Genomic DNA, 13,654 nt, shown 5'->3' with positions numbered 1-13,654 from the left:
ATTACGTTGCGAGCCTGATTGTTTCACCTCGGCCGCTGCCGAGGCGACCTGCTCACGCTCCCGAGGGGCGCGGCGCCGGGCCGGGTGGAAGTTCCGGCCCCACCGCCGTGAGGCTTCCCGGCCGGCGTCCCTTACCCCAGCCGATTTCGCGCCGATACGCGCCGATGTGCTCACGCGGGACCTCCTGTTGCGGCGGCAGCGGTGTGGATTGCGGGTCCACGTACAGCGCGTCGGTCGGGCAGTACGCCTCACACATGAAACAGGTCTGGCAATCGGATTGCCGTGCGATGACCGGGATTCCGTCATCTCCACGCTCGAAGACGTTCGTCGGGCAGACGTCGACACATTTGTCGCACGCGATACAGGCCGGAGCGTGAACCAGTTCGATCATCAGGCCACCGCCGCGACCGCGGGGGCATCGGCCGACCGCAGCGCGGCCGCCACCGTCCACACCTCGTCGAGCCCGCCGCTGAGGATGTGGTGGTGCTGTGCGGGATCCAGCTCCGGATGGTCGGCCCGTTTGCTCATACCGCGAGATTCGGTGCGCGCCAATGCCGATCGGTACATCAGCCGTCCGACCGCGGTGATCGCGGCGGCCTCGCGCGCCCGCACGCGGTCTGCGCCGGTGGCCCGCAATCCCGCGGCCGCCTCCGTCCACACCGCGTCCAGGGCGGCCAACGCCGGACGGACCCGGTCGCCGTGGCGCAGATAGTTCTTCTCCACCGGCAGCAGTTCGGCGCGGGCCGCGGCGAGTACCTCGTCCGCACCGACGCGCCCGGATCCGTTGGGCCGCAACCCGGTTCGCCCGGCCCGTGTCAAACCGTCCGGACGGCCACCGCGCCGCGCGAATCGCGCCGCACCTTGCCCCGCCCAGCTGCCCGACGACATCGCCCATGCCGCATTGTGGCTGCCGCCGCCGGTGAATCCGCCGCAGATGCGTTCGCGGGTGGCCGCGTCGCCCGCGGCGTACAATCCGCTCACCGAGGTCGCGCACTCGTCGCTGACCACCTCGATCCCACCGGTGCCGCGCACCGTGCCCTCGGCCAGCAGATCCACCTCGAAGCGCTGGGTGAACGGGTCGATGCCGCGGCGATCGAATTGCAGGAAGAAGTTCGGTTGTCCACGCCGCATCTGCTCCTGCGTGGTTCGGTCCGCCCGGTCCAGTTGCGCGAATACCCTCTCCTGCAACAGGGTTCGCGCGATGACCGAACGTCCCTGCACCGATCCGGCGCCCTCGAGAATGCTGCCGTCCTCGTGGAAGAAGGTGGCATAGCGGTAATAGGCGGTCTTGGTGACGGTCGAGCCCTTCGCCGCGATGCCGTAGGCGTTGGAGAATTCCATCCCGGAGAAGCGCGCGCCCACCTCGGCGGCCATGAGGGTGCCGTCGCCGGTGTCGACGTTGGTGCCGAGCGCGCGCGAGAGGAAGGCGCAGCCGCCGGTGGCCAGCACCACCGCGCCGGCGTGCACTCGGTAGTCGCGATGCTCGCGCAGCAGATAGCCGGCCGCGCCGCGGACCGTGCCGTCCCGATCGACCAGCAGTTCCAGGGCCGGGGCGTGGTCGACGATCCGCACACCCAGCCGCTGCACCCACGCCCGCATGCGGCGCATGTATTCCGGGCCTTGCACGCCGGTGCGAATCGGGTTGCTGGTGCGCGGGTCGACCGGGAACGGGTAGCGGCCCTCCTCGGCCAGCCGGTGCATATTCGCGTAGGTCTGGTCGAGCACTCGGTCCATCCAGTGGTGGTCGGCGAGGAAGCCGCCCAACTCCTCGCGACTGGCCTTGGCCGCCGCACGGGCCGACGGATCCGGCGCCACGTACCAGACGCCCGTCCCCGCGGGTGCGGTCGCGCCACTGGTGCCGCAGTACCCCTTGTCGACCAGCACCACCTCGGCCCCGGCCTCGCGGGCGTGGATCGCGGCCCAACAGGCGGCCGGTCCACCGCCGATCACCAGCACATCGGCATCGATCTGCCATGCCTCGCTCATCGCCGTACTCCTTCGAAAACGGGGCCGAAACCGTCGCCGGACATATGCCCGACAGAAATACTCGCCCGCGCCCCGGCGGCGGAGAATCCTTACGATCAGCAGGATTCTGTGATGAAGAAGCGGGCGCCGGCCGAATTCGAATCACGCCCCGCACAAACCGTTCACGCGACCGCACCCGTTTGGTTGACTGCCGTCGCCCGGTCCGCAGACCGGCTTCATCGCGACTATCGGACGGGTGTGCTCGTATGAGTGAACGGCAATTGCATCTGAACGCCTTCATCTATCCCGCGGGCCATCACGAGGCCGCGTGGCGGCACCCCGACAGCAGGCCCGACCGCATCTACGACGTGACCTACTACCAGGAGATCGGACGCACCGCCGAGGCCGCCACCCTCGATGCGGTGTTCTTCGCCGACGGCCCCGCGCTGCGCACCGATGTGCGCTACAACGCCGCGCCCGGCCTGGAACCGATCACACTGCTGACCGCGATCGCCTCGGCCACCACGCATCTGGGCCTGATCGCGACCGCGTCCACGACCTATTACGAGCCCTACAATCTGGCCCGGCTGTTCTCCTCGCTCGATCACATCTCGGGCGGGCGCGCCGGATGGAATATCGTCACCACCGGAACAGACCTCGCCGCAGCCAATTTCGGCCTGGACCGCCACCCCGATCACACCGAACGCTATGCGCGCGCCCGCGAATTCGTGGACGCGGTCGTCGGATTGTGGAACAGCTGGGACGACGATGCGGTGCTCCTCGACCGTGCGGCCGGCATCTACGCCGATCCCGACAAGATCCACCGCATCGATTTCCGCGGCGAATATCTGCGCGTGCGCGGACCGTTCAACGCCGCGCGGACTCCGCAGGGCCATCCCGTGCTGGTGCAGGCCGGCGCCTCCAACGACGGACGGGCTTTCGCGGCCCGCTACGCCGAGGCCATCTTCACCGCCCACCAGCGGCTCGAGGACGCCCAGACGTTCTACGCCGACATCAAGCGCCGGGCCAAAGAATTCGGCCGCGATCCCGAGCATGTGAAGATCCTGCCGGGTATCAGCCCGTTCATCGCCGATACCGAGGCGCAGGCGAAACAACTGCAACGCGAATTCAACGAGCTGACCGTGCCCGAATACGGTCTCGGCCAGCTGGAAAGCCTCGCCGGGGAGTCGCTGCGGAATCTCGCGCTCGACGAACCGGTGCCCGCCGCATTGTTCGCCGACGCCGGCGATGTCACCGACAACGCGGCCAGTCGCCGGCAGGTGATCGCGGGCATCGTCACCCGCGAGCAGCCCACGCTGCGCGGACTGCTGCACCGGCTCGCGGGTGCGCGGGGGCACCGGGTCTTCGCGGGCACGCCCGAACAGGTCGCCGACACCATCGAGGATTGGTTCCGCCACGGCGCCGCCGACGGATTCAACGTCATGCCGCCCTACTATCCGGGCGGACTCGAGGTGTTCACCAGCACGGTGGTGCCGATTCTGCGCAGCCGCGGGCTGTTTCGCACCGAATACACCGGCACCACGCTGCGCGACCACTTCGGATTGCCGCGCCCCGGGTCGGCCGCGGCGAACTGATGCCGAAACTGTTCCGCCGCATCGCTTTTCAGCGAGCCGGGCATTCGTTCGGCGCGGGGACACCGCGCAGTCGCTGATCGAGCCAGTCGATCGCACCGGGGAAACCGGCCATCAGGGTGATCGAATGCTCTCCCAGGACGCTGCGGAAGACGGCCGGTACGCCGCGAGCGCACTGCGTGCGGAACAGATCGGTCGACTCGACCTCGGGAATCCAGATGTCGAGCAGGCCGTGGTAGATGTACAGCGGCGCGGCGGAGGTGCGGTCGCGCAGATCGGTGGCGGCGAACAGTGCGCGGGCCGCCTCGGTGTCGAGCGGATGGGCGGTGTCGGTCGCCAGCTCGATCGGCACGCCGGTCACGCCCAGCGGCCCGTTGCTGTCGCCGCAGGTGTCCTTCACCGGGGAGGTGGCCAGCCACTCCCCCAGATGGTTCAGCTGATCCAGCAGTTCCGGATGTTCCCGGGCGAAGGCCAGGGCGACGACCATCAGGATTCCCGACGCGATATTGCCGTTGAAATGACGGGCCACCTCGCTGTAGTCGGTGGCCAGACCACCCACCGACACCCCGACGATCGAGCTCGCCAGTTCCGGCGCGTACTCGCCGAGCAGCATATCCGCCGCATAGGCCGCGATCGCACCGCCGGAATAGCCGCCGATCGCGAGCTTGCTGTCTCCCAACGTCTTCGGTTCGACCGTCCGCACCGCGCGCATGGCGTCGAGGATCACGTGCCCGGCGACATGCGGTTCGGCGTAGGCCATCCACGGGCCCTCGTGGTCGGGCACGAGAACTCCGTACCCGCGCGAGAGGCCCCACCACGTGGTGGGCGGGAAGAGGTCACCCGCGCTGAATTTGGGATGCAATCCGTGCGCCAGGGCATAACCGGGGGTGCAGCGCAGGCCGAGCGAATTGATCGGGATGGCGTTCACCAGCACGGGCCGCTGTCCGGGGCCGGTCCAGTTCGCGGCGGGAATGAGCAGGGTCGCCGTACCGAACGAGGGCGCGCCGGTCGCACCCGTGGAACGGAATTTCAGCTGCAGCGCGCGGGCGATGGGCACCACCGCCAGCGGCGCGGCCGTGGCCGTCACATCGCGCACCTCGATCGGGTCGCCGGGACGCATGGCATCGAGTCCGGCCGGCCACTGATCGAACAGCGGATCGCCGGCCGGCGGCGACAACACCGACCGCCACAGGGCGGCGAGCTCGGGCCGCAGTTGGGCGTTGGGCGGCGAGGGCGCCGGTGGCAGGTTCGGCGCCGGGATCGTCCGATCGATCCACTGCTGCCATTCGGTCGAATCCGTGGGAGCGGGGCCGTTGTCCGCACGACCGAGCGGTGGGCGAACCGTCATCGACGCCAGCAGGGCACATGCCGCGAGCACGACGATCAGCAGCGTCCGGGCTCGTTTCACAGCAACCTCCACAACAGATCGACCAACCCCGTGCCGGGGCGGTAGTGACTGGAGCCGAGATCGGGTTCGAAGGACCCGCCGGGCACAACGATATCCCCAGCTGACGGCGCCTGCGCGCAACTCACCGCCGTTCCGCCGACCGCGTCGGCCACGAGAATGCCGGCCGCCAGAACGGCCGCCGGGAGGAACCGCCGGCAAGGTTTGGATGCCACACCGAAAATCACTGTGCCCCTTTGTGAATGACTGCCCCGACGCAGGCACACCATACGGTCGGCGGGTGCGGCGCAGAGCCGATCGAGCCACGGTCGTGCACAACTCACGAAGCCGGAGCGCCGACATGGGTGCCCGGCACAACGGCTCGACAGGTGAAACGGGCCATTTTCATCAAATGTGCATGATGCACCTCATATGTATGATGCAAACTTCGGCTCGTGATATTCGAGGAGTAGGGCGTGGAGAAAGCACATACCGCCGGGCGTTCCGGCGCGATACTGGCGGTGCTGGCATTCGCCGGCATCGTCGTCTCGCTGACGCAGACGGTGGTCGTGCCGTTACTCGGCCAGCTGCCGCAGATCCTGCACACCAGCCCCGCCAACGCCACCTGGGTGGTCACCGTGAGCCTGCTGGCCTCCGCGGTCACCACACCGGTGTCGGGACGATTGGGCGACCTCTACGGCAAACGCCTCGTGCTGCTCGGCTCGACGGTGCCACTGCTGGTCGGGTCGGTGATCTGCGCGGTGTCCTCCTCGCTGTGGCCGATGATCGTCGGGCGCGGCCTGCAGGGTATGAGCGCCGGCATCGTGCCCGTCGGCATCGCCGCACTGCGCGACCTGCTGCCGCGCGAACGCCTCGGATCGGGTATCGCGCTGATCAGCTCCTCGCTCGGAATCGGCGGCGCGCTGGGCCTGCCCATGGCGGCCGCGGTCATCCAGTACTCCGACTGGCGGGTGCTGTTCTGGACGATGGCCGCGCTCGCGGCGGTGATCGGCGTCCTGATCTTCACCCTGATTCCCGCCACCCCGCCGACTTCCGCCGCCACCGGGCGGTTCGACGTGCTCGGCGCCCTCGGTCTCGGCGTGGGCCTGGTGTGCTTGCTGCTCGCGGTGTCCAAGGGGTCGAGCTGGGGCTGGGGCAGCGGCCTGACCATCGGCTTGTTCGTCGCCGCCGTCGTCGTCCTGCTGCTGTGGGGCTGGTGGGAACTGGCCGCCCGCAACCCCCTCGTCGATCTCCGCGTCACCGCACGACCGCAGGTACTGCTGACCAACGCGTCCTCGATGGTCGTCGGCATGGCGATGTACGCCCAGTCGCTGGTGGTGCCGCAGCTGTTGCAACTGCCGAAGGCCACCGGTTACGGACTCGGGCAATCGATGATGGCCATGGGCCTGTGGATGGCACCGGCCGGACTCATGATGATGCTGGTCTCCCCCATCGGCGCCAAACTCTCCGCCCGCAGCGGACCCAAGATCACCCTGATCGTCGGCTGCGTCATCATCGCCGCCGGATACGGATCCTCGATGGCGCTGATGGGCAGCACCTGGGGCCTGCTGATCGTGACGCTGATCATCAACACCGGCGTCGGATTCGCCTACGGCGCCATGCCGGCCCTGGTGATGGCCGCGGTGCCGCAGTCGGAAACCGCCGCGGCCAACAGCTTCAACACGCTGGTCCGCGCGATCGGCACCTCGGTCGCGGCCGCCGTGGTCGGCGCGGCGCTGGCGCAGATGACGATCTCGCTCGGCGGACATGCCCTGGCCAGCGAGAGCGGATTCCGCGTGTCGCTGCTGATCGGATGTGGTGTGGCCGTGGCCGGCGCACTGGTGGCGACGTTCATTCCGGGGCACCGGACGGCCGCGATCGCCGCGACCGCCGCCGTGGATATGGATGCCGAGCACAGCTCGCACTCCGCGTCGCACGCCACTGAATCCGCGGTTGCGAAGGACGCAAACACTGTGCAGCGCAACGGTATCGCGCAGACGCCGCGCCGGCCCGCCGGGTCCGGACCGGTCGCCTTCGGTCGCGTCCACGACTCCCGCGGTGCGGCGCTGCCGAATGCCGTGCTGACCCTGATCTCGATGTCGGGCCGCCAGATCGGCCGGGCGCTGACGGACGCCGAGGGTTACTTCGAACTCGCCGCCCCCGAACCCGGCTCGTACGTGCTGATCGCCTCGATCGACGGGCGCCGCCCGGACGCGTCCACCGTGCAGCTCGCGCACCATCCGGTGCCCTGCGATGTCGTGCTCACCGCGATGGCCGGACTGGCCGGCACCGTGTCGCGCGGCGACGACGGCACCGCCATCGCGGGCGCGCGGGTGTCGGCTCTCGACGCCCGCGGTGAGGTGCTCTCCACCGCGGCCACCACCGACGACGGCACGTTCGCCCTGGCGGAACTGTCCGAAGGCGATTTCACGATCGCGGTGAGCGCCAACGGCTTTCACCCGACCGCCCTTCCGGTGCGAGCAGGTGGCAGCGACACCCCGCGCCTCGACGTGACGCTGCGCCCCTGCGCCCGCCTGCACGGCGTGGTGCGCGGACGCGACGGCCGTCCCCTGCCCGACGCCCTGGTCACCCTCACCGACTGGGACGGCACCGTGGTCGACACCATGGTCACCGGCCCCGACGGCGCCTACACCTTCGCCGACCTGCACGACGGCACCTACACGGTGGTGGCGAGCGGTTACGCACCGGTGCACACCCCGGTAGTGGTCGGCGCCGAGGCCGAGGAGCTGAACGTGGAACTGGGACACGGTAATTCGAGCGAACACAGATCCGCCGACCAGCTGGCACGCCGGTATTCCGCCGACCGGCCGTAGCGGCTGGACGCCGCTGACGCCTTCCTCACCGACCGCCTGCTCCGCCGGACGCCGGTGAGTTGGTCGACCGTCCGGCATCGCGTCGAAGAAAGAAGTTTCGCCGATGCCGGCACGGGTACGGATCGAATATGTGCGGTATGCACCTCCCCACCACTGCAGCTCGCAGTGCGGTGCCGGGTGTCGGCATTCGGATGTGATCCGTTGTGACCGCCGCTCCGCTCATCTGCTGGCAAGCCAGGAAAATCGATCGCTGTGTGGTGCTCGAACCCGATCTCACACTCGATGCGAAGACATACCGCCAATTCAGCGATGGCCTGGTCAAATTCGTCATCGGGCAACCTCGAGCGGTCATCGTATGCCTCGACCACATGACGGTCGCCTCCGACGCCGTTCTCACCGCATTCACCAGCGCCCGGCTGCGCACGTCGAAGTGGCCGAGTGTGCCGATCCTGCTCGTCGCCAGGAGTGTGGAGGTGCGGCGCCGGCTCGAGCGCAGCGCGATCCGCCGATTGCTGACAGTGCATTCGACCGTCGCCGCAGCGATCGCGGCGTCGGGCGAACCGCCGATTCGGCGGTGGACCACGAGGACCATGGCGCTGTCACCTTTCACCGGGCACATGGCGCGTCGGCTCATCGATGAAGTCTGCGCCGAATGGGGCATCGGCGAGGTCAGCGAGGCCGCACAGATCATCGCCACCGAATTCATCGACAATGCCGACCTGCACGGCCACTTCACCAGCGTCCCCGATATCGACGTGCGGCTGGAATATCGCGAAAACCTTCTCACTGTCGCGGTCGCAGATCCGGATCCTCGCGAAGCGGTCCTGCGAGAACCGGATCCGGGCTCCGCTGGGCGCCGATTACACGGCCTGCACATCGTGGCCGAGATGGCCTCGGCGTGGGGATGCGTACCGCGGTGGCCGACCGGCAAAGTGGTGTGGGCGACGTTGTCCACCCGGCGCCCGCAGGACCCCTGAGCGCGGTCCGGACCGCGATCATTCGGATTTCGGGCAGGCACGCTGCCCACGACGGAATATCTCCGCGTCCCCGGGGTAGGGCGTCCAGTGACCGGCCCCGGCGCCCGCCACGAGGACCCCAGCGCCCGCCCCGAACACCACATCCGATCCGGCTATCGAGGAGTGAACGTGAAAGCAGTTGTCTGGCACGGTGTCGGCGATATCCGTCTCGACGTCGTCGACGATCCGAAGATCCAGGAACCCACCGACGCCATCGTGCAGATCACCTCGTCCGCGATCTGCGGTACCGATCTGCATCTGGTGCGCGGCACGATGCCCGGCATGGTGCCCGGGACGGTCCTGGGCCACGAGGCCGTCGGCACGGTCGTCGACACCGGTTCGGCGGTGCGGGGATTCGCGCCGGGCGATCGCGTGGTGGTGTGCTCCACGGTGTCGTGCGGGCACTGCGCCTACTGCCGCAGCGGCTATACCGCCCAATGCGATACGGCCAATCCGAACGGCCCGCTGGCCGGCACCAGTTTCTTCGGCGGGCCGGAGACCACCGGGCCGGTCGACGGTCTGCAGGCCGAGTACGCACGTATCCCGTATGCGAACAACACCCTGGTCAAGGTGCCCGAGGGCGTCTCCGACGACCAGGCGATCATGGTTTCCGACGTGCTGCCGACCGGCTGGTTCGGCGCCCGGCTCGCGCAGGTCAGCGAGGGCGACACCGTGCTGGTCCTCGGCGCGGGCGTCGTCGGGCAGTGCGCGGTCGCGTCGGCGTTCCGGCAGGGCGCCGGCCGGGTCCTGGTCGTCGACGGGATCGCCGACCGGCTCGAGACCGCACGCGCCCAGAACGCCGAACCGATCGACTTCCACCGGGAAGATCCGGTCGAGGTGACCCGCGAGCTGACCGGCGGGATCGGCGCCGATCGCGTCATCGACGCGGTCGGAGTCGACGCCCAACGGCCCGAGCGGGGACCGGCGGCCGACAACCTTCCGGTCGAGACCGACGTCTTCGAGGAAGAACGCCGACTCGCCGCACCCGAGGGCAATACCGACTCCGGTCAATGGCTGGTCGGCGACGCACCGAGTCTGGCCGGGCGCTGGGCGGTGCAGGCGGTCGCCAAGGCAGGTTCGGTCGGGGTGATCGGCGTGTATCCGCCCACCTTCGACCGATTCCCGCTCGGGGTCGTCCTCAACCGCAATCTCACCGTGCAGGGCGGCAACTGCAATCACCATCGCTATGTGCCGGGTCTGCTCGACAAGGTGGGGCGCGGCGATCTCGATCCCACCCGGTTCATCACCCAGCACGCCGAGCCGCAGTCGATGATCGACGCCTACGAGGCCTTCGATCTGCGCCGGACCGGCTGGCTCAAAACCGTGGTGCCGATGTAGATCTCTCCGCCTGATCACCTCCGACCGCCCCCGCGCCGGCGCGAAGCGCGGGTGGTTAATGTACGGACGGCTCGTGAGAACCCTCGGTTCACCAACCGAGAGGGCACGGGCGATATCAGGCATCGAGAAAGAAGAATCATGCGTCACGTCATTCGCGCAGCCGCGATCGCGGTTCTCGCCACCTCCGCCACGGTCGGCATCGCCGGTCCGGCCTTCGCCGAGTCTGGGTCGCCCGCGACCGCCACGGTCGCGGGCGAGCAGGGCACACCGGCCGATCCGGCCGCCCCCGCCGGTACACCGGTCGATCCGACCACGGAGTATCTGAACGCATTCGACACCATCGCCGGTGCGTGGGCCGACGACTCGACGGTCGGTCAGGTCGTGGGCACGGCGGCCGGCCTCGCGGTCGGCTGCCCGCTCGGCGCGATCACCGGCGGCACGCTGACCATTCCGGTGCCGGTGCTGACCCCGATCGGCATCGTGGGCGGATGCATTCTCGGCGCGGGCACACTCGGTTTCCTCGGTGGCATGGCCGGCGGCATCGTCACCGGCGGACCGAGCTTGGCGAACGCGGTGGGCGACCAGTACAACTCGCTACATTCCAAAGGCCTGATCGCGCAGTCGATGCCGGCCGACGGCAACGCACGGTAATCGACACTCGCCCACCGATCAGAGCGGAAGAATTCATGAAGACCACCACCCGGACCATCGCCGTGTCCACCCTGCTCGCCACCGCGGTCGTCGCGGCGGCCGGGGCGGCCCAGGGCGAGACCGTCGCCCCCGCACCTGCTGCCCCCGTTGCCCCGCAATCGAATTGGACCAGTACCGATCTGGGCCCCGGCATCCGCTACCAGGACGACACGACCACCGGCACCGCGGCGCTACAGACTCCGCTGGGCGCGGTGGCGGTGCGCCCCGGACAGTTCGACATCCGCGACGGCGCCGGTAGGACACTGCTCGGAACCCCGATCGAGGTTCCCGCGACCGCTGAGTCCGTGCCGCCGGCGACGCCGTCCCAGACCGTGGCGGGTACCGTGGAACCCACTGCGGCACAGTCGAATCAGGTCGCCGACACGCAGATGTCGGATCTCAACCAGGCCGTCGCGGCGGCCGGACCGCACATGGGTCTGGCGATGGCGGTCGGCGGTATGGCCGGTTCGGTGATCGGCGCGGCCATCGGCTGCCCCCTCGGTATCGCCACCGGCGGCACCCTGATCTCCGTCGCCACCGCCGGCACCATGACCGTGCCCGCGATGGCCGCGGCCTGCCTGGTCGGCGTGGTCGCGGTGGGCGGCCTCGGTGCGAGTGTCGGCGGAATCGCGGTCGCCATTCCGGTCGGAATCGCCGCGGGCACACAGAAGTACAACCAGCTGCAGGCCGAACACGCCCAGAGCGTGACGCACTGAGCCATCGCCGTGCCCGGCTCTCCGCGCATGCGGCCGGGCACGGCGCCGGACAGCAGGCGACGGCGTGTCGGCGTGACCGGGAGTGTTGCGCGGCGGACAGTGTGCACGACGTCGAGCGGCAGAAGGTCGAGCGGAAGAAGTAGGCACCGATGAGTTTGTCCACCCTGGCCCTGGTGCTGGCGCTCGGGCTGGCGGGACCGCTGCTGGCGTGGCGCGCAGCCTGGCACATACCGGTGATCGTCGGCGAACTGCTGGCCGGAATCATCTGCGGCGTCACCGGATTCGGGCTGCTCGACGCCTCGGATCCGGTGTTCGCCTTCCTGGCCGATATGGGTTTCGCGCTGGTGATGTTCGTGGCCGGCACCCATGTCCCGATCCGTGATCCGCGGATCCGCTCGGCACTCGGAATCGGCGCCGTACGCGCCGTGCTGGTCGGTGCGGCCGCGGCCGTCATCGGCTACCTGCTGGCCGGATTCTTCGATACCGGACACGGCGCGATCTATGCGGTCCTGCTCGCCTCCTCCTCCGCGGCGCTGGTGCTGCCGATCATCGATTCCCAAGGGCTGCAGGGCAGATCGGTGCTGGAGCTCACGGCGCAGGTGGCCATCGCCGACACCGCGTCGATCGTCGCGCTACCGCTGGTGATCGACGCGGGCAATGCCGCCCGCGCGGCACTGGGTGCGCTGGCGGTGATCGGCACCGCGCTGCTGTTGTTCTTCCTGCTGCGATGGCTGGAACGATCCGGTCTGCGCCGGCGTGCGCACCGGGTCTCCGAGCGCCGCAAATTCGCCCTCGAACTGCGGGTCAGTCTGGCCATCGTGTTCGGGATGGCCGCCCTCGCCACCCGCACGCACGTCTCGATCATGCTGGCCGGGTTCGCGGCCGGACTTGCCGTCGCGGCCGTCGGCGAACCGCGCCGCGTGGCGCGGCAATTGTTCGCCGCGACCGACGGATTCCTGGCTCCCCTGTTCTTCGTCTGGCTGGGCGCTCGGCTGAATCTGCGGGAATTCGCCGACCGCCCGCGGCTGATCCTGCTCGGACTCGCGCTGGGAGCCGGTGCGCTGCTGGTGCATCTGCTCATGCGGATGCTGGGGCAGCCGGTTGCCTTCGGTGCGCTGGCCGCCGCGCAGATCGGTGTGCCGGTCGCGGCCGTCACCGTCGGCACCCAGCTGCACGTGCTGGTTCCGGCCGAGGCGGCGGCGATGATGCTGGGCGCGCTGGTGACGATCGTCGCGGCGGCGCTGGCCGCCGCGCTCGCGGCACGACGGCCGCCGGTGGCGGATCCGGTCGCGCCGTGAGCGAGGGTCAGGGTTTGTGCGCCACCACCGCGAACATGGTCACCGAGAAGTGATAGTCCCCGGTCTCGGCACCACGCCGGATTTCGGCGAGAACGTACTCGCGCTGGGCAGCGGTGATCAATCCGTCGGCCACACCTCGCTCGGTGACCGCCGTGAACATCGGAAGGATCGACTCCGGCTCCCAGATCACGGCCTCGGAACCGATATCGTCGATCACCAGCCCCGCGTCGACCAGCCGGCCTCGTAAACGCCTGCCGGAGTTGCGATTCGGGCTGTTGGTTTCCATCCGCTGCTGCAAGGCCGCGACGACCTCCGGATCGCCGGGATGGAAGATGGCCGTCGACCAGTCGCTGTCGATCAGCACCACCCGGCCGCCCGGCCGCAGCACCCGCGCGATCTCGGCGGTGGCCTTCGCCGGATCGTCGAGGTGCTGATAGACCCGCTCGCAGCGAACCGCGTCGACGGAGGCGTCCGGCAGCGGCAGATCGTAGGCCGATCCCTCGATGAATTCGGCCTTCACGTCGGCGGCGCGCTCGCGAGCCACTGTGAGCATCGACGGATTCGGATCGATACCGATGACACGACCGGACTCCCCCACCAGAGCGGCCAGCTCCACCACTTCGGTGCCGGTGCCCGAGCCGAGGTCGAGGGCGGTTTCGCCGGGTCGCAGGGCCAGCGCGGCGCGCGCCCATTCGCGCATCCGCACCACGCCGGGTAGCGCGGCCTGATTGTCGAGTATTCGGACGATCAAGTCTTGTTCCGGGTGGTCGACCTGGTCGATGTGGAAGGACGGAACGCCTTGTTCATCGCTCACCCCGCCA

Annotated in this window: 11 protein-coding genes and 1 pseudogene; 8 read left to right on the top strand and 4 right to left on the bottom strand. The window is 69.1% G+C overall.

Annotated elements, in window-relative coordinates; translation table 11 throughout:
* Positions 1-52 precede the first annotated feature (52 nt).
* Both AC5592_RS11415 and AC5592_RS11410 read right to left on the bottom strand, forming a co-directional pair.
* Complete coding sequence (locus AC5592_RS11415; RefSeq protein WP_063064206.1) at positions 53-391, bottom strand: 4Fe-4S dicluster domain-containing protein; 339 nt, start codon at positions 389-391, stop codon at positions 53-55.
* Complete coding sequence (locus tag AC5592_RS11410; protein ID WP_063064121.1) at positions 391-1,986, bottom strand: FAD-dependent oxidoreductase; 1,596 nt, start codon at positions 1,984-1,986, stop codon at positions 391-393. The genes AC5592_RS11415 and AC5592_RS11410 overlap by 1 nt, the downstream gene beginning before the upstream one ends.
* Positions 1,987-2,231: 245 nt before the next feature.
* Here AC5592_RS11410 and AC5592_RS11405 point away from each other — a divergent pair, with 245 nt between their 5' ends.
* Positions 2,232-3,560, top strand: a complete 1,329-nt coding sequence (locus AC5592_RS11405) for an LLM class flavin-dependent oxidoreductase (protein ID WP_063064120.1) — start codon at positions 2,232-2,234, stop codon at positions 3,558-3,560.
* Positions 3,561-3,588: 28 nt separating this feature from the next.
* On the opposite strand, the gene AC5592_RS11400 is transcribed toward AC5592_RS11405, so the two are convergent.
* A complete protein-coding gene (locus AC5592_RS11400; protein ID WP_232329306.1) occupies positions 3,589-4,965 on the bottom strand; it encodes a lipase family protein in 1,377 nt (458 codons plus the stop codon).
* A 452-nt stretch (positions 4,966-5,417) separates the two neighbouring features.
* On the opposite strand from AC5592_RS11400, the pseudogene AC5592_RS11395 reads away from it, so the two are divergent.
* The 7 genes and pseudogenes from AC5592_RS11395 to AC5592_RS11365 all read left to right on the top strand — a co-directional run.
* Positions 5,418-6,824 (top strand): annotated as a pseudogene (locus AC5592_RS11395) (MFS transporter); the annotation flags it as partial.
* A gap of 18 nt (positions 6,825-6,842) precedes the next feature.
* Positions 6,843-7,775 (top strand): MSCRAMM family protein, encoded by a 933-nt coding sequence (locus tag AC5592_RS11390; protein ID WP_269750179.1) that lies wholly within the window; start codon positions 6,843-6,845, stop codon positions 7,773-7,775.
* A 203-nt stretch (positions 7,776-7,978) separates the two neighbouring features.
* Positions 7,979-8,752, top strand: a complete 774-nt coding sequence (locus AC5592_RS11385) for an STAS domain-containing protein (RefSeq protein WP_157121747.1) — start codon at positions 7,979-7,981, stop codon at positions 8,750-8,752.
* 168 nt (positions 8,753-8,920) lie between these two features.
* Positions 8,921-10,129, top strand: a complete 1,209-nt coding sequence (locus AC5592_RS11380) for an alcohol dehydrogenase catalytic domain-containing protein (RefSeq protein WP_036509428.1) — start codon at positions 8,921-8,923, stop codon at positions 10,127-10,129.
* A 138-nt stretch (positions 10,130-10,267) separates the two neighbouring features.
* A complete protein-coding gene (locus AC5592_RS11375; protein ID WP_051025313.1) occupies positions 10,268-10,780 on the top strand; it encodes a hypothetical protein in 513 nt (170 codons plus the stop codon).
* A gap of 35 nt (positions 10,781-10,815) precedes the next feature.
* Complete coding sequence (locus AC5592_RS11370; protein ID WP_063064118.1) at positions 10,816-11,535, top strand: hypothetical protein; 720 nt, start codon at positions 10,816-10,818, stop codon at positions 11,533-11,535.
* A gap of 149 nt (positions 11,536-11,684) precedes the next feature.
* Positions 11,685-12,833 carry a cation:proton antiporter gene (locus tag AC5592_RS11365; protein ID WP_063064117.1) on the top strand — a complete coding sequence of 383 codons (1,149 nt, stop codon included), beginning with the start codon at positions 11,685-11,687 and terminating at the stop codon, positions 12,831-12,833.
* A 7-nt stretch (positions 12,834-12,840) separates the two neighbouring features.
* Here AC5592_RS11365 and AC5592_RS11360 read toward each other — a convergent pair whose 3' ends face one another.
* Positions 12,841-13,647 carry a methyltransferase domain-containing protein gene (locus AC5592_RS11360; protein WP_063064116.1) on the bottom strand — a complete coding sequence of 269 codons (807 nt, stop codon included), beginning with the start codon at positions 13,645-13,647 and terminating at the stop codon, positions 12,841-12,843.
* Positions 13,648-13,654: the final 7 nt, after the last annotated feature.

This window comes from Nocardia violaceofusca NBRC 14427, assembly GCF_963869435.1.
Lineage (GTDB): Bacteria > Actinomycetota > Actinomycetes > Mycobacteriales > Mycobacteriaceae > Nocardia > Nocardia aobensis.
Note: the sequence above shows the minus strand (reverse complement) of the source record. Positions and strands in the feature narration are given on the sequence as shown.

Excerpts from the sequence above, each read along its gene's own strand:
- AC5592_RS11375 (WP_051025313.1), top strand. The coding sequence starts at position 10,268 with ATGCGTCACGTCATTCGCGCAGCCGCGATCGCGGTTCTCGCCACCTCC.
- AC5592_RS11405 (WP_063064120.1), top strand. The coding sequence starts at position 2,232 with ATGAGTGAACGGCAATTGCATCTGAACGCCTTCATCTATCCCGCGGGC.
- AC5592_RS11370 (WP_063064118.1), top strand. The coding sequence starts at position 10,816 with ATGAAGACCACCACCCGGACCATCGCCGTGTCCACCCTGCTCGCCACC.
- AC5592_RS11365 (WP_063064117.1), top strand. The coding sequence starts at position 11,685 with ATGAGTTTGTCCACCCTGGCCCTGGTGCTGGCGCTCGGGCTGGCGGGA.
- AC5592_RS11410 (WP_063064121.1), bottom strand. The coding sequence starts at position 1,986 with ATGAGCGAGGCATGGCAGATCGATGCCGATGTGCTGGTGATCGGCGGT.
- AC5592_RS11415 (WP_063064206.1), bottom strand. The coding sequence starts at position 391 with ATGATCGAACTGGTTCACGCTCCGGCCTGTATCGCGTGCGACAAATGT.
- AC5592_RS11390 (WP_269750179.1), top strand. The coding sequence starts at position 6,843 with ATGGATGCCGAGCACAGCTCGCACTCCGCGTCGCACGCCACTGAATCC.